The 24,159-nt window shown below is 53.7% G+C and carries 23 protein-coding genes and 5 pseudogenes; 14 read left to right on the top strand and 14 right to left on the bottom strand.

Annotated elements, in window-relative coordinates:
* Positions 1–17: 17 nt before the first annotated feature.
* On the bottom strand, positions 18–1,232 hold the full coding sequence (locus ABMV07_RS09745) for an alpha/beta fold hydrolase (RefSeq protein ID WP_088267219.1): 1,215 nt from the start codon (positions 1,230–1,232) through the stop codon (positions 18–20).
* Between ABMV07_RS09745 and ABMV07_RS09750 the strand changes: the two genes are divergently transcribed.
* Positions 1,233–1,898, top strand: coding sequence for a YggS family pyridoxal phosphate-dependent enzyme (locus ABMV07_RS09750; protein ID WP_088267220.1), 666 nt, complete (start codon positions 1,233–1,235; stop codon positions 1,896–1,898).
* Positions 1,895–3,283 carry an FGGY family carbohydrate kinase gene (locus ABMV07_RS09755; protein WP_374064546.1) on the top strand — a complete coding sequence of 463 codons (1,389 nt, stop codon included), beginning with the start codon at positions 1,895–1,897 and terminating at the stop codon, positions 3,281–3,283. The genes ABMV07_RS09750 and ABMV07_RS09755 overlap by 4 nt, the downstream gene beginning before the upstream one ends.
* Positions 3,284–3,303: 20 nt before the next feature.
* On the opposite strand, the pseudogene ABMV07_RS09760 reads toward ABMV07_RS09755, so the two are convergent.
* Positions 3,304–3,965: pseudogene (locus ABMV07_RS09760) on the bottom strand (YeeE/YedE thiosulfate transporter family protein).
* A gap of 242 nt (positions 3,966–4,207) precedes the next feature.
* Between ABMV07_RS09760 and ABMV07_RS09765 the strand changes: the two are divergent.
* From ABMV07_RS09765 to ABMV07_RS09775, 3 genes are read left to right on the top strand one after another with little or no spacing between them, the layout of a single operon-like run.
* Positions 4,208–4,366 (top strand): hypothetical protein, encoded by a 159-nt coding sequence (locus ABMV07_RS09765; RefSeq protein WP_014302204.1) that lies wholly within the window; start codon positions 4,208–4,210, stop codon positions 4,364–4,366.
* 9 nt (positions 4,367–4,375) lie between these two features.
* A complete protein-coding gene (locus ABMV07_RS09770) occupies positions 4,376–5,989 on the top strand; it encodes an FAD-dependent oxidoreductase (RefSeq protein ID WP_197689755.1) in 1,614 nt (537 codons plus the stop codon).
* Between the two features lie 11 nt (positions 5,990–6,000).
* Complete coding sequence (locus ABMV07_RS09775; protein WP_088267225.1) at positions 6,001–6,258, top strand: metal-sensitive transcriptional regulator; 258 nt, start codon at positions 6,001–6,003, stop codon at positions 6,256–6,258.
* Here the strand turns inward: ABMV07_RS09775 and ABMV07_RS09780 are convergent.
* A pseudogene (locus ABMV07_RS09780) lies at positions 6,244–7,820 on the bottom strand (cation:proton antiporter). The gene ABMV07_RS09775 and the pseudogene ABMV07_RS09780 overlap by 15 nt on opposite strands.
* A gap of 58 nt (positions 7,821–7,878) precedes the next feature.
* Between ABMV07_RS09780 and ABMV07_RS09785 the strand changes: the two are divergent.
* From ABMV07_RS09785 to ABMV07_RS09815, 7 genes and pseudogenes are all read left to right on the top strand, one after another.
* Positions 7,879–8,034, top strand: coding sequence for a PLDc N-terminal domain-containing protein (locus ABMV07_RS09785; protein ID WP_234914132.1), 156 nt, complete (start codon positions 7,879–7,881; stop codon positions 8,032–8,034).
* Between the two features lie 124 nt (positions 8,035–8,158).
* Positions 8,159–9,562, top strand: a complete 1,404-nt coding sequence (locus tag ABMV07_RS09790) for an MFS transporter (protein ID WP_197695504.1) — start codon at positions 8,159–8,161, stop codon at positions 9,560–9,562.
* Positions 9,559–10,497, top strand: coding sequence for a nucleoside hydrolase (locus ABMV07_RS09795; protein ID WP_088267228.1), 939 nt, complete (start codon positions 9,559–9,561; stop codon positions 10,495–10,497). The genes ABMV07_RS09790 and ABMV07_RS09795 overlap by 4 nt, the downstream gene beginning before the upstream one ends.
* Positions 10,498–10,502: 5 nt before the next feature.
* Positions 10,503–11,309, top strand: a complete 807-nt coding sequence (locus ABMV07_RS09800) for a hypothetical protein (protein WP_088267229.1) — start codon at positions 10,503–10,505, stop codon at positions 11,307–11,309.
* A gap of 245 nt (positions 11,310–11,554) precedes the next feature.
* Positions 11,555–12,037, top strand: a complete 483-nt coding sequence (locus ABMV07_RS09805; RefSeq protein ID WP_196981612.1) for a TetR-like C-terminal domain-containing protein — start codon at positions 11,555–11,557, stop codon at positions 12,035–12,037.
* Positions 12,038–12,082: 45 nt separating this feature from the next.
* On the top strand, positions 12,083–12,742 hold the full coding sequence (locus ABMV07_RS09810; protein WP_374064547.1) for a hypothetical protein: 660 nt from the start codon (positions 12,083–12,085) through the stop codon (positions 12,740–12,742).
* A 134-nt stretch (positions 12,743–12,876) separates the two neighbouring features.
* A pseudogene (locus tag ABMV07_RS09815) lies at positions 12,877–13,311 on the top strand (type IIL restriction-modification enzyme MmeI); the annotation flags it as partial.
* A gap of 13 nt (positions 13,312–13,324) precedes the next feature.
* On the opposite strand, the pseudogene ABMV07_RS09820 reads toward ABMV07_RS09815, so the two are convergent.
* A pseudogene (locus ABMV07_RS09820) lies at positions 13,325–13,955 on the bottom strand (ISL3 family transposase); the annotation flags it as partial.
* A gap of 54 nt (positions 13,956–14,009) precedes the next feature.
* On the opposite strand from ABMV07_RS09820, the gene ABMV07_RS09825 reads away from it, so the two are divergent.
* Positions 14,010–15,231 (top strand): IS3 family transposase gene (locus tag ABMV07_RS09825; protein WP_374064548.1). Its coding sequence is split into 2 segments (ribosomal slippage): positions 14,010–14,314 and positions 14,313–15,231, totalling 1,224 coding nucleotides; the frame shifts between segments, so codons are not numbered across the junction.
* A 264-nt stretch (positions 15,232–15,495) separates the two neighbouring features.
* Here ABMV07_RS09825 and ABMV07_RS09830 read toward each other — a convergent pair.
* The 10 genes and pseudogenes from ABMV07_RS09830 to ABMV07_RS09875 all read right to left on the bottom strand — a co-directional run bounded on the left by ABMV07_RS09830 (position 15,496) and on the right by ABMV07_RS09875 (position 21,971).
* Positions 15,496–15,873 carry an HNH endonuclease gene (locus tag ABMV07_RS09830; RefSeq protein ID WP_197689086.1) on the bottom strand — a complete coding sequence of 126 codons (378 nt, stop codon included), beginning with the start codon at positions 15,871–15,873 and terminating at the stop codon, positions 15,496–15,498.
* A gap of 627 nt (positions 15,874–16,500) precedes the next feature.
* Positions 16,501–17,034 (bottom strand): serine protease, encoded by a 534-nt coding sequence (locus ABMV07_RS09835; protein WP_234914094.1) that lies wholly within the window; start codon positions 17,032–17,034, stop codon positions 16,501–16,503.
* Between the two features lie 17 nt (positions 17,035–17,051).
* Entirely contained in the window at positions 17,052–17,531 is a 480-nt protein-coding gene (locus ABMV07_RS09840; protein ID WP_234914093.1) for a hypothetical protein, read from the bottom strand.
* A gap of 127 nt (positions 17,532–17,658) precedes the next feature.
* Complete coding sequence (locus ABMV07_RS09845) at positions 17,659–18,123, bottom strand: hypothetical protein (protein WP_374064549.1); 465 nt, start codon at positions 18,121–18,123, stop codon at positions 17,659–17,661.
* Positions 18,114–19,052: a hypothetical protein gene (locus ABMV07_RS09850; RefSeq protein ID WP_374065038.1), complete on the bottom strand. Its 939-nt coding sequence runs from the start codon at positions 19,050–19,052 to the stop codon at positions 18,114–18,116. The genes ABMV07_RS09845 and ABMV07_RS09850 overlap by 10 nt, the downstream gene beginning before the upstream one ends.
* Positions 18,958–19,767 (bottom strand): annotated as a pseudogene (locus tag ABMV07_RS09855) (ISL3 family transposase); the annotation flags it as partial. The gene ABMV07_RS09850 and the pseudogene ABMV07_RS09855, both read right to left, overlap by 95 nt.
* 160 nt (positions 19,768–19,927) lie before the next feature.
* A protein-coding gene (locus tag ABMV07_RS09860) for an IS3 family transposase (protein ID WP_374065019.1) occupies positions 19,928–21,086 on the bottom strand; the annotation gives its coding sequence in 2 pieces (ribosomal slippage) (positions 19,928–20,812 and positions 20,814–21,086; 1,158 coding nt in all).
* 38 nt (positions 21,087–21,124) lie between these two features.
* Complete coding sequence (locus ABMV07_RS09865) at positions 21,125–21,523, bottom strand: transposase (protein ID WP_374064550.1); 399 nt, start codon at positions 21,521–21,523, stop codon at positions 21,125–21,127.
* A gap of 118 nt (positions 21,524–21,641) precedes the next feature.
* Entirely contained in the window at positions 21,642–21,698 is a 57-nt protein-coding gene (locus ABMV07_RS09870; RefSeq protein WP_374064425.1) for a hypothetical protein, read from the bottom strand.
* 54 nt (positions 21,699–21,752) lie between these two features.
* The gene (locus ABMV07_RS09875) at positions 21,753–21,971 is read right to left on the bottom strand and encodes a hypothetical protein (RefSeq protein ID WP_374064551.1); all 219 of its coding nucleotides are present in this window, start codon (positions 21,969–21,971) and stop codon (positions 21,753–21,755) included.
* Between the two features lie 286 nt (positions 21,972–22,257).
* On the opposite strand from ABMV07_RS09875, the gene ABMV07_RS09880 reads away from it, so the two are divergent.
* Positions 22,258–23,799 (top strand): IS1634 family transposase, encoded by a 1,542-nt coding sequence (locus tag ABMV07_RS09880; RefSeq protein ID WP_374064146.1) that lies wholly within the window; start codon positions 22,258–22,260, stop codon positions 23,797–23,799.
* Positions 23,800–24,159: the final 360 nt, after the last annotated feature.

A 24,159-nucleotide genomic window follows, 5' to 3' on the forward strand; every position in this document is an offset into this window, starting at 1 on the left:
GGGTGATACTTTAACACCTAGTGGTCTAAAACCTTGTCGCGTAACGTGCTTAAAATTCCAGCACCATTCCATCGGATTCCGTCATGCTGGAAGCGGTTAGTTACGTGAAGACGTAGGTCGCGATATGTGTGTGCGGTGTCCATAGATAGTTCAAAGGGAACAAAGGCATCTTCGAGATACACGCACGCAGCTGTTACCGAAGCTTGTTCCTTTAGCACCTCGGCATCATAAGGAGAATGCTCCCATTGAGTAGTGGCAAGCTGCTCAGCGGCAGCCTTGTAGGGGTGCAGGGCTGGGTCTTCGTCAAACTGCCAAGGGAAGATGTGCTCGCCCGTGAGATAGAAAGGTTCTGCGGATCTTGGATCTGCGTTTTCTTCGCACCCGGGGAATTCTTCGCGGATACGATGTGCCGACCAATTAGTGGTTGTTCCACCGATTCCACCGTAGATTGACTCGTGGATTGCGGCATACAACGGTGCGCCTGCAAAGCTGACGCGCTGTCCCACGTCCACGAGGAATTCGGGGCGAAGGCGTTTTTCGCCGTGGATGTTCACAAAGGGATCTTCGAATAAATAGGCCAGCGAGTAGAAACCACTACTGCGACCAAGATCGATACCAATGGTGCGCAGGCGTCTCGACGACAACCGCTCCCCTGTGGGCAACAATTCCTCGGAAACATCAAGGTGGTGACATACCTCGCGGATCTTATCTTCTACCCACGGGAACTGGGTATAAAACAGGCGGTGCCGGTACAACAACTTGCTAAAGGTTGCTCGATAGACGTCATCCACGTGGCGGTCAAGGCTGGGTAACCCACCGGTGATATAAGCCTCGGTGACCGATTCTGGGTACATAGATTGATAGGCAGTGATACAAAAACCGCCAAAGCTTTGTCCGTAGAGGGACCACTTCTCAATGCCCAAGGCTTTTCGCAATTCCTCTGCATCGTGCACAATATATTCTTGACGCAGCTGTGCGAGGGGTACGTCGATAGGCTGCGAGCGACCAGTGCCTCGCTGATCAAGCAAAATTACGCGGTGAGTTTTTAGTGCTTGCCCGATCACTCCGTCGATCGATTGTGGCCGCGGTGCCCCAAATCCTGGGCCGCCTTGGAAATACACCATCGCTGGCCAGTCTTCCCCACCATCGGGGACAAGTTCTCTGGCAAAGATATGCCCAACGATGTGCTCGTGAATTGTCAGGCCCAGATAGCGCGAAGTCCGTGTGTTCATATGTGTATCGTAGGATTCATGTCCGATTTTCGCACCCGCTACCAGATCGTTTCTGAAAAAATCGCTTCAGCAGCGCGACGTTCTGGGCGTCAGCCCAGCGATATTCGCCTTATCGCAGTGAGTAAAAACCATCCAGTTGAGGCAGTTCAGGAAGCCATGGACGCGGGAGTGACGGTGTTCGGCGAAAATAGGCCCCAAGAGTTGGTAGAGAAAGCGCAGGCGATCCCCAACGCCTATTGGTGTGCTATTGGTCGGCTACAGCGTAATAAGGTAAAAGATATTGTTCGCTACGCGCAAGAGTTTCATGCATTGGATTCGCTGCGGCTAGCGCAGGCACTGGATCAACGGCTTGACCACCAGTTGGATGTATTCGTGCAGGTAAATACCTCTCATGAGGAACAAAAAGGTGGCATTGCCCCGCGTGAAGCCGAGCAGTTCTTGACAGACCTAACGCAGTTTTCACATCTACATGTGCGCGGCTTTATGACGATGGCCCGCAACGATCCCGACGAGCGTGTTGTCAGAGCGTCGTTTGGCGAACTAAGAGAGCTTCGCGACGCCCTCCTTCCCCACGGTGAACTATCCATGGGTATGTCGGGCGATTTCGAGTGGGCCATTGAAGAAGGTGCCACTTCTGTTCGAGTAGGAAGCGCATTATTTTTATGATTCTTGCCATTGACCTTGGAACTTCCGGAGCAAAAGCTGCCATCATCGATTCAGCTGGAGCTGTGCATGAACAAACATTCGTGCCCTACTCCACCACCAAACTTCCCAATGGCGGCGTGGAACAAGACCCCATGCAGTGGGTTTCAGCGGCGCGTCAAGCAGTCACTCGGTTGCCACGCAGCTACTCCGTAGTCAGTTTTACTGGTCAAATGCAAGATCTCATTTGTTTGGATCACGCAGGCAGACCCCGTGGTCAGGCGCTTCTTTACAACGACGCTCGCGCTGCCGCTGAAGCAGCACGACTGAACACAATGGTACCTGAATGGAAAGACATTACGGGGAATCGACAAACTGCCACGTCGACGGCGGCAATGTGGTTGCGGCTAATGGAGCAATCGGATGTATCAGATGTTGCCTCGGTGTTGTTTTCACCGGCGTCCTTTGTGGTGAGTCAACTCGGATGTGGTCTGGTGTGCGACGAAACCACTGCGTCGAGCACCGGTCTTTTCGATATTCACCATCGCTGCTGGTCAGATGACATTGTTAAAGCCTGTGGATTGCGCATGGACATGCTGCCCACTATTGCAAGCGGGTATTTAGATACCGTGGGTGCCGATAATTGCCTGGGGCTACCTGCCGGCACCAAAGTGGTTCTTTCACTCGGCGATGCTGCCTCAACCACCTGTGGAATCGTGGGATTAGGAGCAGGAGACGACTTCGTATCACTTGGCACGTCTGGGTGGCATGCTCGGGTGGTGTCTACAGTGTCCGATCCTTCAGAGGTGAGACAGTTTGCGCTGCCTGACGGCGGGATTCTACGTATAGCCTCAGTACTCAGCGTGGGTGGCACAGCCGACTGGGCGCGTTCAGTTCTTCTGCCTGGAGTAAGCGCGAAGGATGCCGACGCACTCATGTTACAGCGCCCACGTCTCGCCACAGGGTTGTTATCGTTGCCATCCATCCAAGGCGAAAGCTTTCCCGTTCGCAGCCACAGCGTTGGCGGTTGCATCCTAGGTATGCGTGGTAACCAGGATCCGCTTACTCTTTACACCGCTGTTATCGAGGACATTTGTATGACCTTGGCTCATGACATCAAGCCTGGTGGAATTTTGCCAGCAACAGGCGGTGGTGCCCGATCGGTTCCGTGGATGCGTATCTTGGCCAGCGTGACCAATCGCAACATTCACGTCACTGTTTCAGAGGATGCTGCGTTGCATGGTGCTGCTTCTCTTGCCGCCTACGCAACATCTGGCGAGTATCTTCCTACGCTTGCGGCTCGGGCGATCGTAGAGATCGAGCCCGAGCCAGAAGTTGTCGCTTCATTTGAGCCGCTCATAGCGAAGCACCTTGAACTATTCCGGTTCGCAGCAACCTTAAGCTATTAGCTTTTCACCACGGTGATCTGTCAACCGGCATCACCAACTTCGTGGAAGTCTGCTACATCGTGGCCTTCGTCTGCTGCCCAGCGTGGGATTGTTTCAGTTGCTTGAATGCAGTCGAAATCGATGACCAGCTTCTCCCCCGAGTCGCGTTGATTCATGGCCTCTTTGGCGTCGATAAGCGGGAAAGGACACACCGCACCGAGGATATCGAGAGCATAGGTTTCTGGAGCAATGTTGCGCAGGCCACCCTTGGGAACGCTCAAACCAAGTGGTGCGACAGCGAATGCGGGTTGCTTCTTCGCAGGCGTAGTGGGTTTGAGCCATATCTTGGTGGCAAAAGCGACGACAAGGCCGATGAACAACAACGCGATCCAGCCTTGGTAGCTAAACAGACTGGTCTGGACCATGCCGTTACCCGCCGTGCAGCCACCTGCAAGCGCAGCGCCTACGCCGAAGATAAATCCGCCGAGAATTACTGCGATGGGAGCAAGGGGATCTACCTCGGGGCGAGATAATGCCAGCGCTGGTGAGGGCAGCGAGGCCTACTGCATGTATGGAAATGACTATTAAGAGTGCAACGAAGCTGCGCCACGTTTTTTTATAGCACTATGTCGCGCAGCATTCCGGTCACGCAAAATCGTCCGTGTTGCAGCACGGCACCGAGGGCTAGTCCCATAATTATCATGATGTGATCCTTATGTTGTAAAGACGTTTCACCACACCGTAGACCCATCAGTCTATTGGCGCAACATTTTTGCAAACTAAACTGTCTTTAATAAATAAATGCCTCCTATCTGCGGTTTTAATAAATTCAAAAATTTCTTTTTAGGGTTAAGTATACCGCTTGGTCTATAGGGGTTTACTTTTTAAAAAATACCCCCTAGGGTATCTACTATCGTTTGTTTATTCACCTAAGGAGAAACCCACATGTGTCGCCCAGTACGCTGCACCGCTTGTAACAAAACCACATGGGCCGGCTGCGGCCAGCACATCGAACAAGTGAAAGCCCAAGTTCCTAAAGGCCAGTGGTGCACCTGCAAAAAGCCACAGAAACAAGGACTGTTCGCTTCCCTCTTCGGACGTTAAGGACCAAGTATGACCACCACAATTATCGTCGGCGGCGTTGCCGGCGGCATGTCTACCGCAGCCCGTCTGCGTCGGCGCGACGAGGACATGACCATCCTCGTATTCGAAGCTTCACACCACGTATCCTTTGCCAACTGTGGCCTTCCCTACCACGTCAGTGGCGTAATCCCCGAGCGTTCCTCACTTCTGTTGCAAACCCCCGAGTCACTTGCAGCTAGATTCAACATCGATGTGCGCGTCGATCATCTGGTTACCGCAATCAACCGCGAAGCTGGCAGCGTCTCCGTGAAAAACCTTGTCACCGGCGTGGTGAGCGATCACCATTACGATCACCTCGTGCTTTCTCCCGGCGCGCGCCCGATCTTGCCACCGCTTCCTGGTATCGAAAAAGCTCTGACGCTCCGCACCGTCGAAGACGTAGATACCATCATCGAACGCGTTGCTGGCGCTTCTTCAGCAGCCATCATCGGCGGCGGCTTCATCGGCATCGAGCTGGCGGAAAACCTCGCTCACCGTGGCATTTCCACCACGATCATCGAGCGTGGTCCACAAATTCTTGGCCCACTCGATAGTGAGATGGCAGCTTTTGTGGAGCAGCGTCTTCGTGACAATGGAATCCTCGTACATACTAACGCCAACGCCGCGGCGATTACAGACACCGGCGTTGAGCTTGCCGACGGCTCCGTCACCGCCGATATCGTCGTTGCGGCAGTTGGCGTAGCCCCAGCAAGCGATCTCGCCCGTGCGGCAGGTCTGGACGTTGGACAGCGCGGCGGTATCGTTGTCGATGACCAGCTGCGGACTAACGACCCCCAGATCTTTGCACTTGGCGATGCTGCTGAAAAACGCGACGCTATTTCCGGCGCCGATACTCTCGTACCACTCGCACAAACCGCTAATCGCCATGGTCGCTTGGTAGCAGATATCATCACCGGTCGCGATGTAAAGCGCACTTCTACTTTGGGCACCGCCATTGTTGGAGTTTTTGGCCTCGCAGCCGCCAGCGTTGGTTGGAGCGAAAAGCGCGCCGTGGCAGCAGGCAAAAACGTTCGCGTTATTCACACTCATCCGGCAAACCACGCAGGATACTATCCCGGCGCGGCTCAGCTGCACCTCAAGCTAGTTGTCGATGCTGATACCGACGCTATCTTGGGCGCACAGGCAGTCGGTGAAGACGGCGCCGATAAGCGTATCGACGTTATCGCCACAGCCATGCGTGCTGGATTAAGTGCCACTGACCTGGCAGATCTCGAGTTGGCGTACTCCCCACAGTATGGTTCTGCAAAAGATCCCGTGAACCTCATTGGCATGGTCAACGACAATATCCGCTCTGGTGAGCGCAGTGTGCAATGGCATGAGCTTGATGCTCAGATTGCCGATGGCTGGACCTTGGTGGATGTTCGTACGCCAGGAGAGTTTGCTGCGGGCCAGATTCCAGGAGCCATCAATATTCCTGTGGACGAACTGCGCGAGCACCTCGACGGGCTGCAGGGTAAGAATGTACTGGTGCATTGTCAGGTTGGCTTACGAGGCCACGTTGCCGCTACTCTTTTGACTAATAGCGGTATCAACGCCGCCAACCTCGACGGTGGCTATCTCACATGGAAAACTGCCACCTCTTAAGGAGCGACACCATGAAACTCTCGCCGGAAGAGTCTAAACCAGCCATCACGCGCCTCAAAAGGGCGAAAGGCCAGCTTGAAGCGGTGATCCGCATGCTAGAAAACGGCGAAGAATGCGAATCCACGGTTATGCAGCTTGCGGCAGTGTCCAAGGCAATCGATCGCGCTGCATATTTGGTAGTTGCCCGTGGCATGCAGCAGTGTTTCATGGAAGGTGGCGAACAGTTCGACCAGGATCGTCTAGAAAAACTGTTCCTATCTTTGGCGTAAGTGCGCAACAGCTTGGTCAGCGAGCTCATCGCCCACGCCCTCGTAGAGGTACACGGCTACGTCGGCACCAGCAGTGAGCAAGGCCTGTTCCCTACCTCGCGTTTGCGTAATGGTGGCAACTGTCGCCCCAGGGTAGTCATGATGAATACGTGCCAGAACCTTGTCGCTGTCGGTGTAGCGTGGCAGCGACATCACAAAAAGCTGCGGAATATCCAGCAGTTCGATGCGCCGCCACAGCTCGGGGTCGGTCACATCACCGGCGACGATGCGGTAGCCTCTGTCGCGGAGCTCAATAATACGGTCTTCGTCGAATTCAATGCCGTAAACATGCATTCCGTATTCTTCGGTCAAGCGATCATAAACCCCAACTCCCACGCGCCCCATGCCTAACACAATGGCATCAGCACCAGCGACAATAACAGGGCGTTCGTTGGGGGCTTTTCTATGCTCAGACACTTTAGGAACAAAGCGTGCCAAGATTCGCACTAGATTTTCTTCTTGGGCGCTAACGATCGAGCCAACAATAAAGCTTGCGCCCACCGCGATCGCCATGATGGGCAACCATTGATCTGGCAACGCACCATGCGATACTGCCACTGCGGTAACAATCAACCCGAACTCTGAATAATTGGCCAAAGTCAAACCTGCCAGGATCGTCGTACGCACCCCCATCCCCATCAGTGGCAAAATCGCAAAGAAAACTGCGGCTTTTACCGCGAGGAAAGCCACCAAAATCGCGGCGATGCCAAGACCTGCAGCATCAGGAATTCCGCCAAGCCCAATATGAATAAAGAAGGCCACGAGCAACAACTCACGCACACTAATGAGCGCATGGGAAAGGCGTTGCGCAACAGGATGCCCCGACAACACGATGCCGGCAACCAAAGAACCAAGCGAACCAGAAACACCTGCAAGCTCGAAGAATGAATAGGCACCCACAGCAATCCCCACGCCGGTGAGAACGAGCAGTTCAGTGCGAAACATTCGATCCGGTATCCGCGTGACCAACGGGCGTAAGCACAAAATCAAAGGCAAAAACAGTGCCCACAGTTGCGGGGTGGTACCAGCAGACACCACAAGGACACCCACCGCAATGATGTCTTGCAGAACCAACACACCAATAGAAATATGCCCCACCGCCGAGCCACTGCGGCTATGCACTTCCAGCTGCGACATCACAAATACTGTGGAGGAAAACGACGCCGCAATGCCGATATATAACAAACCGGTCCAACCCACAATCGCAAAAAGTGCAAACAAGCCGGCGAACACGACGGTGTTCACCACTGCATGTGCGGTGGCCGTACCTACAACGCGAGGGCTGGCAATATCATGCGGATTTAGTTTTAAACCGATCGTAAAAAGAAGCGTGGTCACGCCCAGCTCAGCGATGTAATCAATAAAGGGAATCTGTTCCAACCCTAGTGCGCTCATCACAAAACCGGCAGCAAGAAAACCAATCAATGGGGCAAGCGCAGTATCGACGCCCCTAAGCCGCCAGCAATAGATAACACAATCGCGATTAAATAGATAGACTCCACTCTTTCACGATACTGTGACAAGCATGTCCTATGAATTTATCCCCCCTGTTCGTTGTAGGCATCGTCCTCATCGCAGCACTTGCGTTTTTTCATCATCGTGATAACCCAAGTACTCGCCTGCGAACGCCTCACTAAAGTGGGAAAGCTACTGTGGGCGTTAGTGATGCTCAGCTTCCCATTTTTAGGCCCACTCATGTGGTACCTCTGGGGTAAAGACGCCACGCTTAATGTGTAATTCATTCCGCGGGAATTCCACACGTTTGTGTACTTATAACCACATGTCACATCTCTAGGTTTTTTGAAGTAACGCCTTTAAAATCATCACGTCTTTATTTCTCAACGAGAAGGAACCCCCTCCTATGAAGGTACGCACGGTCCCCCTCATGTTGGCGTTACTCGCCGCAGTGTTTGCGTTCCAATTAAATGCGTCCATGCTTTCTCCGGCATTGGCCACCATGGAAAAAGAACTTAACGCCACCTCTGCCCAAATTGGGCTTACCCAGACCGCATTTTTTACCGCGGCTGCACTATTTTCCTTGTTTTTGCCTCGCTGGGGTGATTTGATTGGGCGTCGCAAAGTTCTTGTGGGAATGATGGCTCTTACTGCTATCGGCTGTGTGGTTGCTGCTCTTGCGCCTAATGTCACGGTGCTGTTCATTGGCCGCGTCATCCAAGGTGTTGCTGGGCCGACGGTGCCATTGTGTCTCATTATGCTGCGTCAACAGATACCTGATGAGAAGCAATATGCATTGTTGCTGGGGATTCTCACCTCAGTCAATGGCGGCATTGGCGGCGTCGATGCGCTGCTAGGCGGCTGGCTGGCAGGATCATTTGGTTTCCGTTCGATTTTCTGGGTCATGGCGGCGGTGTGTGTCGTCGCGGTGATCGTCGCACAACTGTTTACTACCGAATCCACGGCTGAAGAGACCTCACCGATGGACTGGGCGGGCGTAGCGCCGTTAGCCGTAGCAATTGGCGCGTTATTGATCGCATTTAACGAGGCCGGCAAGCTTGGCGACGCCCACTGGTTGCTCGTAGCTGCACTTGCCGTCGTCGGTGTGGCCGGTATGATGATCTTCTGGAAAATTGAACAAAAAGTGGCCCATCCACTGGTCACCATCGACTACCTAGCGCAGCGTCGCACGTGGGCACTCCTGCTGACCACACTGTTGACCATGACAGGCGTATTCGCGGTCATGAATGGCCTTATCCCCAACATTGCGCAAGCAGCTGAAGGCCCAGGCCTTGCCGCGGACGTTGTTTCTTGGTGGACGCTGACCCCGTACGCCTTGGCCGGCCTTTTCTTTGGTCCCATCGCCGGTACCCTCGCAGCGCGCTGGGGATACACCTTGGTGCTTCGGATCGGCTTGGTGGGAACACTCTTCGGGCTGATCGCCACTGCCGTGCTCAGCAATGCACTGACCCCAGCTCTATTGCTCGTCATCAGCCTGTTTGTTGGTGTTACCTATGCAGGCATTGCCAACATCATGCTCAACGGACTCGGCATCGTACTCTCCCCCGCAGATAACCAAGGCTATCTGCCAGGAATGAACGCCGGTGCATTTAACCTCGGCGCTGGTTTATCCTTCGCCGTATTGTTTGCGGTAACCACAGCTAGCGGCTACCAGCTTGGCATTGTCACAGGTGCCGTTATCGTCGCCTGCGCGCTGGGCACTTCTTTGTTGATCCCCAAACCGGAAACAATCTCCGATACGCTCGCAGCTGTCACCGCTGCCGAAACTGCACAAGGACGCTCACTATGACCCGAAAAATTATTCTCGACTGCGACCCAGGACACGACGACGCCGTAGCTATGCTGCTCGCCGCAGCAAACCCCAACATCGAACTGCTGGGAATTACTACCATCGGCGGAAACCAAACCCTGCCCAAGGTAACCCACAATGCGCAGGTTGTTGCCACTATCGCGGGAATCACCGCACCTATCCATGCTGGTTGTTCCCGTCCATTAGTCCGTGACGTTGAAGTTGCCGAGAGTATTCACGGCGATACCGGAATGGAAATTCACAACTACACGCTGCCAGAACCAGCGATAGAAGTCTCCGATGCTCACGCCGTGGACTTTATTATCGACACCATCATGTCCCACGAACCAGGAACCGTTACCCTTGTTCCCACCGGTCCGCTTACCAACATTGCTATGGCGGCGCGCAAAGAACCCCGCATTGTCGAACGCGTCCAAGAAGTCGTGCTCATGGGCGGCGGATACCACGTAGGTAACTGGTCCCCTGTTGCAGAATTCAACATCAAGATCGACCCCGAAGCAGCGCACATCGTTTTCAACGAAAAATGGCCGCTGACTATGGTGGGCCTCGATCTTACTCACCAAGCACTTGCAACCCCAGAAGTAGAAGCACACCTGAGCGCAATCGGCTCCGACGTGGCCGATTTTGTAGTTGCACTCTTCGGGGCGTTCCGCAAAAACTACCAAGACGCACAAGGCTTTGATAACCCACCAGTTCACGACCCCTGCGCAGTGGCCTACGTGATCGACCCGACAGTATTTACCACGGTCAAGGTGCCTATCGACGTCGAACTAACCGGTGCACTGACCACCGGCATGACCGTCGCCGATTTCCGCGCGCCGGCACCCGACGACTGCCACACTCAAGCAGCTGTCGCCCTCGACTTTGACAAGTTCTGGGGTTTGGTTGAAAGCGCTGTCAAAGAACTAAGCTAGCCCATGTGTTAGCACTAATAGGAGCCCTAGCTGCCGCACTTTGCTACGGCATCGCCACCATTTGCGAGGCCGTAGCCGTGGCGGCGATGTCTGCCATGCCAGAATCCACAACCTTGCTAACGCGAGTCCGAACTGGTTGGCTCTACGGAGTAGGCCTCGCAGTCGACGCTGCAGGCTTCCTCCTCAATGCACTCGCACTACGTGTCCTGCCACTTTTCCTCGTCGAATCCATCGTGGCTTCCTCCGTCGCAGTCACAGCACTTCTCGCAGTAGTTTTACTCAAACAACGCCTCCGGCGTGTAGAAATCATTGCCTTAGCCGTGCTCGTCATAGGCCTGAGTGCTCTAGGTGCCACCGCCCACGAAGGCACCGCCATCGCACTACCGCAGTATCTTGCATGGGGCATTCTTGCTGCAGTATTACCGCTTGCAGCCGCCGCGTGGTTCAGCCTGACCGCTAACTCAGGAATATCCTTAGCCCTTATCGCAGGACTCGCCTTCGGAATGGTGGGTGTATCCGCTAGGCTTGTGCCCACCCATGGCTTCCTTGTCTCACCGCTGACGTGGTCCGTCATCGCATACGGTGGCCTCGCCGTTATCGTCTACGGATTCGCCCTCGACAAACTCCCCACCACCACAGCCGCGTCCTTGTGCTTCACGGTGGAAACCATCATCCCTTCTGTCATCGGGCTCCTCCTGCTTGGCGACGCCATCCGCGACGGCTTGTGGCCAATAGCGCTCATCGGTTTCGCACTAACCCTCGGGGCCTGCATCACGCTATCCGCCCACGCAGAAGTAAAAGTTTCAACCTAAACAGTCAGCAGAAGGTACCTCCTTTTTTCGCAGCATCGCTTCTATTCGATACACCGGAGCGCATATAGTCATGATGTGAAACGATCGGCTCTTGAAATGACAGAAAATTCTCACCAGCCCAACTAAAGCTCATCCGTGAAGGCGTCCAAGCTATTGCAGATAAGCATATTGGGTGCGCTGATGTTTCACCGTTTCTAGAATCAGTCGACTATAGCTCCGAGTTCGACTCGGTAGCAGACTTCCGCTTGACCATCTCGACGTACCTGATCCAGCACTGCCAAACGTATATTGACGCCGAAACCATTTCGCTGACTTCGACGGAAAAGGTACGTGAACGTGCTCTAGCCAGCGCACGGGGATACTTCGCATTCGCAACAGCAAACCCGCACGAGTTCGCAGTACTTTCGACGCTCAACCCGACCACCGAACTACCGCAGAGTTTCGACGCCGACGACGACCGCTTCCCCAAAGGCATCGCCTTTGCCACACCGCAGGACCTCGTCCGCCAATCCATTATCGAAGGCGGCGGACCAGAATCCCCATGGACACTTTTCGAACAAACCATTTCCCTCTGGGCCACCGCCCACGGGCTCGCCATGATGTGCGTCAACGGGCCACTCAGCGGCCTCGACAACACCGCCAAATTCAACTTCATGGCGCCGGTCATGGACACTGCTCTCGACGGCATGATCCAACGCCTAGGACTCATTGAGCCAGAGCGTGCCTGACACCTTCTAGTTGACCACCGCCTACGCCATAGGTAGTGTTTCCCCGTGACTGAGAAATCCCAGCTTCCCAACTTTCTCACCAACGCCAGCAAACACGACTGGATGCTATGGTGGGCCTTCGCACTAACCGGCATCTACCAGCTCGGTTTGATCCCCTTCCGTGCAGTGTTGTTACTGAACCACACTTTCCTCTATGCGATGCTCACCGGATCCGGTTTCTCCCTAGTCTCCCTAGCAGCCTCCAACCCAGAACGCATAGGCTTCCTAAGCCTATCGACAGTTCTCGCTGCGGCCTCCGCCATCAAATTTCTGCCCCTGTTCTACCTCATGGGCTACCGCTGGAGAACCGAATTCCTCCACTACTCCTTCATGGGACACCCCCCACGCTGGTACCGCGTCACCGAACGCTTCATCTACCGCTACTTCTACCTCATGCTCGCCGCAGCATTCATCCCCTTCTCCCCCATCCCCGCAACAATCCTCCTCGTGCTCGCCGGCATCAAAAAAATGAACCCCTGGCTCATCGGCGGCCTCGCCTTCATCTGCGCCATCGCACTAAAAGGCTTCTACGCCTACCTTGGCCTGCGCTTTGGCATGGAAGTCCAAGGAGTCCTCGAACAAGCCAACCGCTACATCAACTGGATCACCATCGCACTACTGGCATGGATGTTCATCCAGATCTGGTGGAAGCAGCGCAAGCAGTAGGGCTGTGGCTGTGAGCAATTTTTGCACCCTTATTTTCTATTTCCGCTGGTCACGTTTTTCCACAACGGCCTTAAGGCACAAAAATTGCTCACGATCTCCACGGTGTTACAAAAGCATGAACGCATTTAGATAAAATGCTATCCATGACATCGTGTTCTCCAAGCGAAAAGAAACTGGCCACCAAGCTATTTGCTGAAAAGTGGGCAGACCGTGGCAATGAGAAAAGCGACACTCACAGTTTCTGGTTGGAGCTTCTTCGTGATGTTGTAGGTATGGAAGATGTGACTACCAATGTGCGATTCGAATCGCGCACGAATCAACGCGGCTACATCGATGTGGTGATCCCAGACGCCAAAACGTTCATTGGACAAAAATCCACCGATGTTAGTTTGGACAAAGCTGATATCCGTCAGGGGCGAGTGGTCACTGCTTTTAGGCAGGCATTGAATTACGCCAACACTATGCCGAACAAACTGCGACCTGACTACATCATTACGTGTAATTTCGTAGAGTTTCGTATTCATGACTTAAATAAGGTGAATGCGGAAACTGACTATATTTCCTTTACCGGCCCTTCCGGTTTTAGAGTGCGTTGATTTTGTCTTGTAGTTGTCCGGAGTGGATTAGGCACCGCAAGATGTAGTGGTTGAGGTTTTTAAATCCTAGGGCGATGCCGCGTAGGTGTTCGAGTCTGCCGTTGATTGCCTCGACAGGGCCGTTGGACGCACCGATATCGAAGTAGGCAAGCACATCTTTGCGTCTTCGCCACAGGGTGCGTCCCAGTTGGGCGAGCTTTTCTAAACTTTTCGGTAATCCTTTATGCAGGGTGTGGATGATGCGTTCCATGAGCTTTTTGCCTTCCGTTTTCTTCGGATGTGCGTACGCTGTGATCATGTCTTGGTAGAGCAGCCATGTTACTTCTAGGGGCATGTAGTCGTCATCGGTGGCCCACAACATTTCTAAGCGTTGCTTTTGTCGCTGGGTGAGATAGTTCGTCCTGGTCAACAGGGTGCGTCGGTGCTTGTACAGTGGGTCATCTTTGCGTCCGCGACACCCGGTGGTCTCGCGTTGGAGTCTTTGTCGGCAACTGGTGAGTTTGTCGGCTGCTAGATGCACTACATGGAAAGGGGTCTATGACTTTGTTTGCTTGTGGTAGTTGCTCCTCGACTGCGGTGGCATAACCGGTAAACCCATCCATGGTCACCACCTGTATTGAAATGGTCTAGGTTTTCTTCCGTTTGAGAGTATGGGGGGGGGAATTTGGGTTATGTCAAAGATTTTTGATCAGGAAGCCAAGGATCGAGCGGTTCGTTTGGTTGAGGATCGTATTCGTGTTCAGGAATGTTCAATTGTGAGTGCGTGCGAGCAGGTTGCACCCAAGCTTGGTGTTAGTGCTAGCGCGTTGCGCCAGTGGTTGCAAAAGTCTAGGCGCGAGAATCGCGATCGTGTCTGCGAAATCGATCTCGTGGCTGAGAACGCCCGCCTGAGACAAGAGGTTCGGGAGCTGCGTGATACGAACGAATTATTGAAAGCTGCTTCGGCTTTTTCGCGTCCGAACTCGACTCCCAACGTCGGAAATGATCGCGTTTATTGATGAGTATCGTGATCGTTTCAGTGTCGAGTTTATCTGTAGGACGTTAAACAAGGAGCGTGAGGGCGGCTTCCTTACCTCGCGTGGTTATCGTGATGCGAAAGCAAGACCACGTTCTCGTAGAGCATTGCGTGATTGTAAGCTTGCTGAGAAAGTCAAGGAGATTCACGCCGAGAATTATGGGGTGTATGGGGTAGGCAAGATGTGGCACGCCCTGACACGCGAAGGGATCGAGATTGGTCGTGAGCAAACCCGGCGGATCATGAGCCTTGCTGGAGTAACCGGTAAGCGTAAGGGGAGGAACCCTGTCACCACAGTCAAGGGTAAGGATGTTGATACTCGCCCAGACTTGGTTCAGCGCGATTTCAAGGCTACAGGCCCGAATCGGCTGTGGGTTGCTGATATTACCTACGTGAGAACATCGAAGGGTTTCGTCTACGCTGCCTTTGTTACCGACGTGTTCTCCCGCAAGATTGTGGGCTGGGCACTGTCAGATTCAATGAAAACTGAAGCCTTACCGCTCCAGGCGGTCAAGCAAGCGATCTGGAACGCCCACTCAACCAAGGATTTGATTCATCATAGCTATCACGGCTCTCAATACGTCTCTTTGACCTATCATCAGCATCTCGTGGATGCTGGCATCGTTGAATCAACCGGCAGCGTGGGTGATAGCTACGACAACGCGTTGGCCGAGAACGTCAACGGCTCATACAAGAACGAGATCATCCATACCCGTACGTGGGCTGATGTTCTCGAGGTAGAGATCGCTACATTCGAGTGGGTGCACTGGTGGAACCAGATCCGTCTCCACCAAGCCCTTGACTACCGCACGCCGGTCGAGGTCGAGAACGAGTACTGGCAGCAACAAAAAGAATCAGCAATAATAAAAACAAGGTAAACACCTAGGAAGAAAACCCGGGGCATTTCACGGTGGCCAGAAGAAGCGGCCTTCAAAATATGCGCGGGTCAATACCCCGTTTGATTCGGTCTTTTTGTGTACGGTTGGCCCCGCCCGCTGACCTCCAGACAGGTCGTAGAGATCCGATGGCCCCAACCCCAAACCAGACGCGCCACGTTGCGCCGTAAACGTCGAACAAGAAGCAGGGCGACAACTTTGAGGTCGGCGGTATTTGAGGCGCACAGGCCGCGATTCCAAGAAAAATCAGTAGGTGTAGACCTGGGGTGCTTGCCTCCACCGGTCACCGTCCAACGCGCTCTGGCGCGAGTGGCAGGGCTTACAAAGCGACCGTAGGTTAGCAAAGTCGTGGCTGCCGCCATGTTCCAAGGGCAGGACGTGGTGAACCTCTTGGACTGGGGTGATGCGGCCAGCTGCTAGGCAGTCTTCGCACAATGGGTGGGCGGCGATGTAGGCGGCACGGATCTTGCGCCAGCGCGAGCCGTAGCGTCGATTGATCTTCGGGTCGCGTTGGTACTTGCGGTAGCGCTTGACCTCAGTCTTCGCGTGCTTGGAGCAGAAGCGGTCGTGGGTTAGCTCTGGACAACCGAGAGCCGAGCAGGGGCGGGCTGGTTTCTTCGGCATCGCACCCACCACCCTTTCTGCCTGGGTAAAGCGAAACCCTCCGGTCAGCTGGCGTGCTGTCGTCCCGGAGAGTTTCGCTTTTCTATATTTTCAACCACTTACAGTATTTCAGGCCCGCACCACTAAATCCATAGCAGGGTTCGGATACTCGCTAACGCATGGGTGCGTTAGCGAGTATCCGTGCAGGAATGTCCCGCACTCGAGTAGTTAGGGGTTTAGCTCAACTTCTCTTGCAGGCAAAGCGTGGACGTCTAAGTTTTGTGCTGGAGCTTCAGTTGTAACAGTAAGTTTTTCGATCCTACCTACAGCCGTGCAGTGCTTTGGCGCATCCGGTAGCACTCCCTCGACAATTGCAACCTCAATGCGCCCATTAGCTTCCTTGGTAACAATGCGTAGTTTGAAACACTTAGGGTCACCCGTGTTAGCAGTGAAAGTCAGCTCATGTGAATCTGTAACTTCATGCTTTGTCCAGTTTATTATCTTTTCCGAATGCAGATTAGCGTCGCTGCTCGAACACCCGCACAGCATAGCAAAGGCTCCCAGAAATACTATGAGTCGTCTTCCTTTTTTCATCTTGGTGGGTATTAATCGTTTCGGGTGGAGTTATATAGATTCATTACCGCATCATCAAAAATACGGGCCACCGTTATAGGAGTTATCTTCTGGCCCGAACGATGTAACTGAGCGAACGAGCCCCAAGCCTGTGGAATTGTTGTAGTCATCTATCCAAGGGCCTCCGGAAGATCCGCCTCCAAAATCGCATCCCGTAATCTTAGGGAAGCTGCTCGTCCACCACCTGTGCGTTGTAGTTCTTCCCCAGCAAGCCCACATTCTCTCGCCCTCATCAAGGTTTCCAGGATATCCAAACACGGTGACATCAAAATTCCGCGATCCCCCAGTCCTTAAACCGTATCCACCGACGGCATCTACGACCTTCTGTCCTGAGGCATTCGTGTAGGTGGTAACAAATGCTACGTCTCTTTCGAAGCCCCGTCTGCCCTCGCCGTTATCTATCCATCCTTGAAAAGTGGTGAGAGTTTTCGCTTGGAACGTCCCATAAGGCCGATGGTCATAGTGATAATCCGGAATAAACACCCAGTTCTTATGCCATGCCCCGTTCTTGCCACCACCATGCACGCAGTGCCCAGCAGTGATAACCAAGCGCTTCGAAGGACTGTTTAAACAGACCCAGAACACATGTAATCCTGCCCATCTTTCGCATTAGTGAAGAGAACCTTACCGTTAACTTCAGAAAAATTAGTTACTGAACGCGTGCTGCGTTCCTGAATTTTTCCGACACGCCCAGAAACGGGATCGCTTAGCACTCGTTGCGGCGAGACTGCATCGGTTGGAGGGAGTGCTTCCCTTGTTGCGTAGTTGTTACTACTAGCGAAAGCGTCTGCTGGGATGGCATTATCAATTCTGTCCTGAGTCCAATAGTCTATAACACGCGGATCGGCCTCGCTTGCCGCAGACGACCTATTCCTTGGAACATATTGATCATCAAAAGAAGTCGTTGCAGCAGCAGAAACTACTTGATCATCACGTGTTCCCTCATCGGGAGGACTCGCGTTAGCAACACCGCTGCCTAGCACTAAAGCGCTTACAGAAAATACGACGACTGCGCCCTTTTTCAAAGCATTTAATCCAGAAATCATGGATCTTCCTTCCTATGAATTATGTGACGATTGAAAACCTTCAAGCCCAAAAACTTCCTCCTTAGATAATCCTAACTTTACGGGAAACTTGGTTGCGGAGGGATCTTTTTGCAACATATTTCCTTACCTAACGCCTGCCATACAACGCGGTGGCGAGGCGATCCAGGGCCCGGTTCTTTCGCCGGTAGACGCTGTCGCGCTGAATATAGAAGTGGTCGCCGATCATTGCCACTCGCTCGTCTTGACTGCCTTCACCCAAGAAGAAGTTCTCTAGCACGAACCTGTCGTCCTCACTGAGTATCGCCCAGACGGGTAGGAACCAGTCCAGGTACTCGCGTGCTTCCTTTTCGCGGGCAGCGAGCAGGTTGATTTTGTCGAGGGTGGCTGCGATGCGGTGTTCACCTGCATGCGGATCTTTCGCGTGCAGGTGAACACCCGTAATCCTCGCGCTCGTAGGACTGGTCAGGTCCTCGCGTAGCTGGTCGGCTTCGGCGCTGGTGTCTTGGCCGGCGGCCTGTTCCATCCGTGGGTAGTCTTCGAGTGCGCAGATCGCGGCTTTGCGGGTATCGAGGTATTTGGTCATCACATGCATAATGAATTCTCCTTCGTGGTTGTTAGTTGGGTTTTGACCGCTTCAATCAGCGCGGTCTGCGTTACGTTCTTGGTATCGAGTGCTTTGAGGACTGCTTCGTCGAGAGTGCCTTCAGCTGCTAGGTGGGTGATGGTGACTGGCTGGGTTTGTCCTTGCCGGTACAGGCGGGCGTTGGCTTGCTGATAAAGCTCCAAAGACCACGTGAGTGAAAACCAAATGAGCAGGTGCCCACCTACTTGCAGGTTGAGGCCGTGCCCAGCAGATGCTGGATGGATCAGACCGAGCGGGATCTCGCTGTTGTTCCAAGCCTCAATGTCGGTGCTGGTTTTCAAAGGTCTTGCTTCAGGGAAGCGCTCGATGATGCGTTGCAAGTCGTGTTTGTACCAGTAGACAACTAAAAGGTTCTGCCCGTTCGCAGCCTCAACCAAATCTTCGAGAGCATCGAGCTTCGCGCTATGAACAGTGATTGCTTGGCTTTGCTCGTTGTAAATAGCCCCGGAGGACAGCTGCAGAAGATTGCCAGACAGCGCAGCTGCGTTCGCCGCATCCACAACCTGCCCGTCCAGCTCAACCACAAGGTCTTGTTTGAGTCGCTCATAAACCGCCCGCTCCTTATTCGAGAGCTTGACCTTCGTGGTTGTCACCGTTAGCTCCGGCAGCTGAAGGCGGTCGGAGGTGCGCATGCTCAGCGTCATGTCCGAGATTGCCTCATAGATCTCATCCTCAGCACCCGCACGCGGCTTATAGGAGAACACCTGCATGCCGCCCCGTTTATCGGGGACGAACCAGCGATCCCGAAACCGAGTGATATAGCGCCCCAAGCGTTCACCACCATCAAGGAGCCGGAACTGCGCCCACAAATCCGGCTCTTTGTAATTGAGGGTGTAGAACCGGTCTGAAGCCGCCGGACTCGAGCAGACATCTCGCAATGTAGTGCGTGAGGTTGCGGTATCCCAGTGCTAAGCCCCGTAGGTGTTCGAGCCTGCCATTGATCGCTTCGGTAGGCCCGTTCGATGTTCCCGGTCGGGTGAAAAACGCCAGGATATCAGCAGCTCGACGCTTCAGAGTCCGTCCTAACCGCTTGAGTTCGACCAGTCCTGTTGGCAGATTCGTTGTCAGATCGTCGATGACTAATTGTAAGGGCTTCTTGCCCTCGTTGCCGTCGTTGGTTCGGTAGGCGCTCACAATGTCTTGATAGACGGCCCAGGTGACTTCGACGGCGGTGAAATTGGCGTTGGCGAACAGGCCTACGATCCCCTCTCCTGCTGCTTGGCCGTGAGCAGATCAGCACCGGTGTGCAAAGTCCTACGCGCCCGATACAACGGGTCTGTCGCTCGTCCGCGATGCCCGGTGGTCTCCTGCTGAATGCGGCGGCGTACCTCGTCGAGGGGTATCACCGGCGAGTTTGACGACGTGGAACAGGTCCATGACTTCGACAGCCTCGGGCAGTTCCTCAACGGAGGCTGTTTTGAAGCCGGAGAATCCGTCCATCGCGACGACGTCGATGCCATCACGCTAGTCTTTCGGTCGGGTGTTCAACCATTGTTTGAACACCTGTTTCGACCGTCCGGGCACCATGTCGAGCAGGCGTGCCGGCCTGTTTCCTGGCTGATGGGGAGTCAGGTCGATGATGACGGTGACGTAGGGCGTGACCCCTGAAAAGTAGACAGGGTGAGTGGCAATTATGCTGCCTTGGTCAGTGTAATAGATTGGGCTTCAAAGACATCGGGCGATATCTGTCCACACCAAAAGTGCCGGCGCTGGGGTCTGCTGAGGGTTTGGTTGACAGTTTTCCTTCTGATTTTTAGGCCGCAAGGGATGCGGCTGGTTCCATGATTGTTTCGTATTCGATTGGTGTCAATTTACCCAGTGCTCGTTGCCGTCTTTTCCTGTGATATGTCCGTTCAATCCAGTGAGTGATCGCGGCAGATAGTTCACGGCGCCTGTTCCAAAAGCCACGATCAAGAACGTTCTTTTGTACAAGAGCGAAGAAAGATTCCATCGCAGCGTTATCCCCACACGCTCCAACTCTGCCCATAGATCCCTTCGCGCCGTAAGATTTCAGCGCGGCACGGAATTTTCTAGAACGAAATTGCGAGCCACGATCAGAGTGAATGATTACGCCATGGGGATTGCCTCGTTTCCTCATCGCATCATCGAGCGCCGCCACCACGAGGCGTGATTTCATCCGCCCACCGGTCGCATAGCCCACGATTCTTCGCGAGCACAGGTCTTTGATCGCACACAGATACAGCTTGCCCTCTTTGGTCCAATGCTCCGTAATATCTGTAACCCACGCAACGTTGAGCGCATCAGCGTGGAAGTGACGCTGTAACAGGTCATCATGTACTGGAGCACCCGACTTCTTCCCACGCGACTTACGCCTAGCGATCACCGAGAACACCTGAGCATGAGAACACAAACGCCATACTCGACGCTCAGAAATCTCTATCCCTTGATCATGGAGCTCGTCTGCTATCAGGCGGTAACCAAATTCAGGATCGTCACTGTGAATCTGGCGAATCTTGTCTATAAGTTCTACTTCTTGGGCTTGCCTGTCCGAAACTGGCTTAGCAGCCCATTTATAAAACGCTTGGCGGGAAAACCCCAGTACCCGAGCCGCTACCGTCACGGTCGCCTTACCTGCCTTGATCAGCTTTTCCACGGTCGGGAAGACCCTTTTGGGCGATCACCTCTTGAGACAGGTACGCCGCCGCTGCACGTAGCACTTCGTTTTCCATTTCCAACTCGCGAATCCGTTTCAAAGCCTGGCGCATCTCTTTAGCCACTACCGGATCAGCACACGGTTGCATCCCCTGAGCCTGCAACCTCGCATCAGTAATCCATTTTTGCAACGAGGAACGCGAGATCCCCAAATCAGCACACACCTGCCGGCGAGCAACCCCAGACTCCACCAACGCCACGGCATCAGCTTTGAACTGCTCTGAATACAACTTCGACATAATCAACATCCTTCCCTGCCCCGCCCCAGCGAAACAAGCTAGACGTCAACCAAACCCTCAGCAGACCCCTGTGTGTTGTATCTGATGCACCACCGAAATACCTCCTGCCGGCATTGCAGCGGATTGGCGAAGACTTTCCTATTACGCAGGACTTCTGTTTTCATCGTGGAATTAAATGACTCTGCTAACGCATTATCTGCACTGGTACCGATAGCACCCATGGACTGGATTACGCCAAGTTCCTGGCATCGTGTGCTAAACGCTGCTGATGTGTACACGCTGCCATGATCTGAATGAAAGATGGCACCATCAAGCCCACCACGGGCTGTATTGGTATGGTCTAGAGCCTCAATTACGAGGCTGCTTCGCATATGGTCTGCGATCGCAAAACCGGTAAGTTTGCGCGAGTACAGGTCAATAACCGTGGCCAGATACATAGTAGAGCTGTTCCTACAGGGCAAATAGGTAAATATCACCGACATACACTTGGTTTGGTGCTTGCGCATGAAACCGTCGTTTCACTAGGTCCTCAAACACCGGAGTTGATGTGCTGCGCTAGGTAGTCACGCACCGGCGGCGTTTGCTAAATCCACGTAGTTTCATGTTTTTCATGATCCGGGCAACCTTTTTATGATTGACCCGCGCAAAGCGCTCATCGTCGTTGCGTCAAGCAGTGATGCGTTGTGCGCCATACAGTTCGTCTTCTTCAGCAAAGACTGCGGCAATACGGGCTCTAAGTACACCGTCTGCGCAGATACGTGATGTGTGGCGGGCTTGTGTGGCTTTCCATGTATAAAACGATGAACGTGTGAGCTTTAAAACGGTGCGCATCCGCTTGACCGAGTACTCGGTCTTGTGGTCCTCGACAAACTGGAAGCCGATCATCAGTGTGTCTCTTCGGCAAAATATTTCGTAGCCTTACGCACAATTATCTCGTTGTTCGCGCAGCTTTGCGTTTTCTTTTTCCAATGCACGTATACGTTTTGCGTCGGAGGTTGCTTCTGCTTGGGCTTTAGTCTCGATCATGCGGGTCCTCTTACCAGTGCCTGACTTGGCTCATTTTGGTGTGTTGTAGTTCATATTGACGTTTCTGCCTGTGGGGTTGGGTATCAGAGTGCGGGTTTTGTCTGACTAAGCGGGTAGCGGTGGGGGTGCCGGTAGGCTGTTGAATATGTCACCGAGTATCCGCCGGGTCCCGACGGCGTCGGGTGCGACCGCTGTTCAAATCATCTGGCGGTACCGCAACCGCAAACCTGAAATCGAACACGTCGGCTCCGCCCATACCGACCACGATCTCGCAGCGCTGATGGTCAAGGCTCAGCGGCTTGTCGATGGCGAGCAAATTTCACTTGACCTCAAAGTGTTGCCTTCTGCGGTTGCTGTGTCTGGAACAGGCACGGTTGATAATCCCGTCACGGTATCCGGTGAACGCGCAGGTCTTCTCCTAGACGCGATTCGCGGGGCCTTCCAACTCCTTGGCCTGGATACGGCAAGCGGCAAGGACGAGGTGTTTTTCAACCTGGTCCAAGCCCGTATTATCTCGCCGGGTTCCAAGTTTGATTCCATTGAAACTCTGGCAGAAGTCGGCGTGGCCTCGGCTTCATACGCGACTATAAAGCGCTACCTTCCGCGGTATGCCGACAAAGACTTCCGCGACCAGATAACCCACGCGCTAGCCACACACGCGGCCATTGGTCCTGGTGTGATGGTTCTCTACGATGTGACAACCTTGTATTTTGAAACTGACGTGCCCGACGAGCTACGCAAACCCGGGTTTAGTAAAGAACGCCGACTCGAACCCCAGATCACTGTCGGGATGCTCACCGACTCCACCGGCTTGCCCTTGGCGATCGGCGCGTTTGAAGGCAATCGTGCGGAAACGCACACCATGTTGCCAATGATCCTGCGTCTTAAAGACGCCTACCACCTTGACGACATCACGATTGTTGCTGATGCTGGCATGTTTTCAGCCGCCAACAAGACCGCGATTATCGATGCCGGGTTGGACTACATTCTGGGCACGAAAGAACGCGAAATCCCAGAACCAATTAAAGCCTGGCTAGATGCAGCGGAAGGGCGCAGCTACACCGACTACGACGACGGACACATCTGGACCCACCGTCACCACAGCGACAAACGCCGCACCAGCGGCAAACCGCAGGCAGTGACCTATTACCAGTATTCCTACGATAGGGCTCGGCGCACAAGGCGCGGCATCGGCGAACAACTAGATAAAGCCCAGCGTGCTGTTGACGGAAAGATACCCGTCAAGCGGAATCGATACGTCAACCTCAAGGCCCCGAATAAGCAGGTCAACCACACCCTAGCCAACAAGCACCTAACCCTGGCCGGGATTAAAGGATACGAGACCTCACGCACAGACTTAAAACCCCAGGAAGTCATCGGTGCCTACCGGCGCCTGTTCACGATCGAGAAATCGTTCCGAATGGCGAAATCAGACCTGAAAGCCCGACCGATTTATCACCGTAAAGAAGACTCCATCCACGCACACCTAACCATTGTGATGGCCGCGATGGCCACAGGCCACGTGTTGGAACAAGCCACGGGCCTATCGTTGAAGCGATTAGTGCGAACCCTGAAGAAATACCGGACGTTTACCGTCGAAATCGCAGGCCAGACCCTCCATGCACAAACCGACCTGCCCGCTGACATCCGCGAACTCACCGAAAAGCTGCCCCAACCGTCTGACTAAATTGAGCCAAGTCAGGTCGGAGGTTGCTTCTGCTTGGGCTTTAGTCTCGATCATGCGGGTCCTCTTACCAGTGCCGAGTTCTTATCTTCCACTGGTGTCATGAAGCACGGTTGATCCCCCAGTTCGGCGGCGGCAGCAGCCAGAGACAAGTTCTCATTGTTTTCATAGAGAGCAACGGCGTTACGCTTGAATTGCTCAGATTAGAACTTAGGCATAGTAGGTAGAATATCTTTTCTCCTAGCCTGAACGGCCGAGAATGTAGATGTCTACCAAACAGGGGTCAGGTCCGTCAGGTCCAACCAACTACAACAACCAACACGCAGTCACCATGGCTGCTTAACACACCACTCTCAAAAACTC

This window comes from Corynebacterium belfantii (assembly GCF_041898185.1).
In the GTDB taxonomy this organism is placed as follows: domain Bacteria; phylum Actinomycetota; class Actinomycetes; order Mycobacteriales; family Mycobacteriaceae; genus Corynebacterium; species Corynebacterium belfantii.

Bases quoted from the DNA above. Each gene is read 5' to 3' on its own strand.
- ABMV07_RS09745 (WP_088267219.1), bottom strand. From the start codon at position 1,232: ATGAACACACGGACTTCGCGCTATCTGGGCCTGACAATTCACGAGCAC.
- ABMV07_RS09750 (WP_088267220.1), top strand. From the start codon at position 1,233: ATGTGTATCGTAGGATTCATGTCCGATTTTCGCACCCGCTACCAGATC.
- ABMV07_RS09755 (WP_374064546.1), top strand. From the start codon at position 1,895: ATGATTCTTGCCATTGACCTTGGAACTTCCGGAGCAAAAGCTGCCATC.
- ABMV07_RS09765 (WP_014302204.1), top strand. From the start codon at position 4,208: ATGTGTCGCCCAGTACGCTGCACCGCTTGTAACAAAACCACATGGGCC.
- ABMV07_RS09770 (WP_197689755.1), top strand. From the start codon at position 4,376: ATGACCACCACAATTATCGTCGGCGGCGTTGCCGGCGGCATGTCTACC.
- ABMV07_RS09775 (WP_088267225.1), top strand. From the start codon at position 6,001: ATGAAACTCTCGCCGGAAGAGTCTAAACCAGCCATCACGCGCCTCAAA.
- ABMV07_RS09790 (WP_197695504.1), top strand. From the start codon at position 8,159: ATGAAGGTACGCACGGTCCCCCTCATGTTGGCGTTACTCGCCGCAGTG.
- ABMV07_RS09795 (WP_088267228.1), top strand. From the start codon at position 9,559: ATGACCCGAAAAATTATTCTCGACTGCGACCCAGGACACGACGACGCC.
- ABMV07_RS09830 (WP_197689086.1), bottom strand. From the start codon at position 15,873: ATGCCGAAGAAACCAGCCCGCCCCTGCTCGGCTCTCGGTTGTCCAGAG.
- ABMV07_RS09840 (WP_234914093.1), bottom strand. From the start codon at position 17,531: ATGATTTCTGGATTAAATGCTTTGAAAAAGGGCGCAGTCGTCGTATTT.
- ABMV07_RS09845 (WP_374064549.1), bottom strand. From the start codon at position 18,123: ATGCATGTGATGACCAAATACCTCGATACCCGCAAAGCCGCGATCTGC.
- ABMV07_RS09865 (WP_374064550.1), bottom strand. From the start codon at position 21,523: ATGTATCTGGCCACGGTTATTGACCTGTACTCGCGCAAACTTACCGGT.
- ABMV07_RS09875 (WP_374064551.1), bottom strand. From the start codon at position 21,971: ATGATCGGCTTCCAGTTTGTCGAGGACCACAAGACCGAGTACTCGGTC.
- ABMV07_RS09880 (WP_374064146.1), top strand. From the start codon at position 22,258: ATGTCACCGAGTATCCGCCGGGTCCCGACGGCGTCGGGTGCGACCGCT.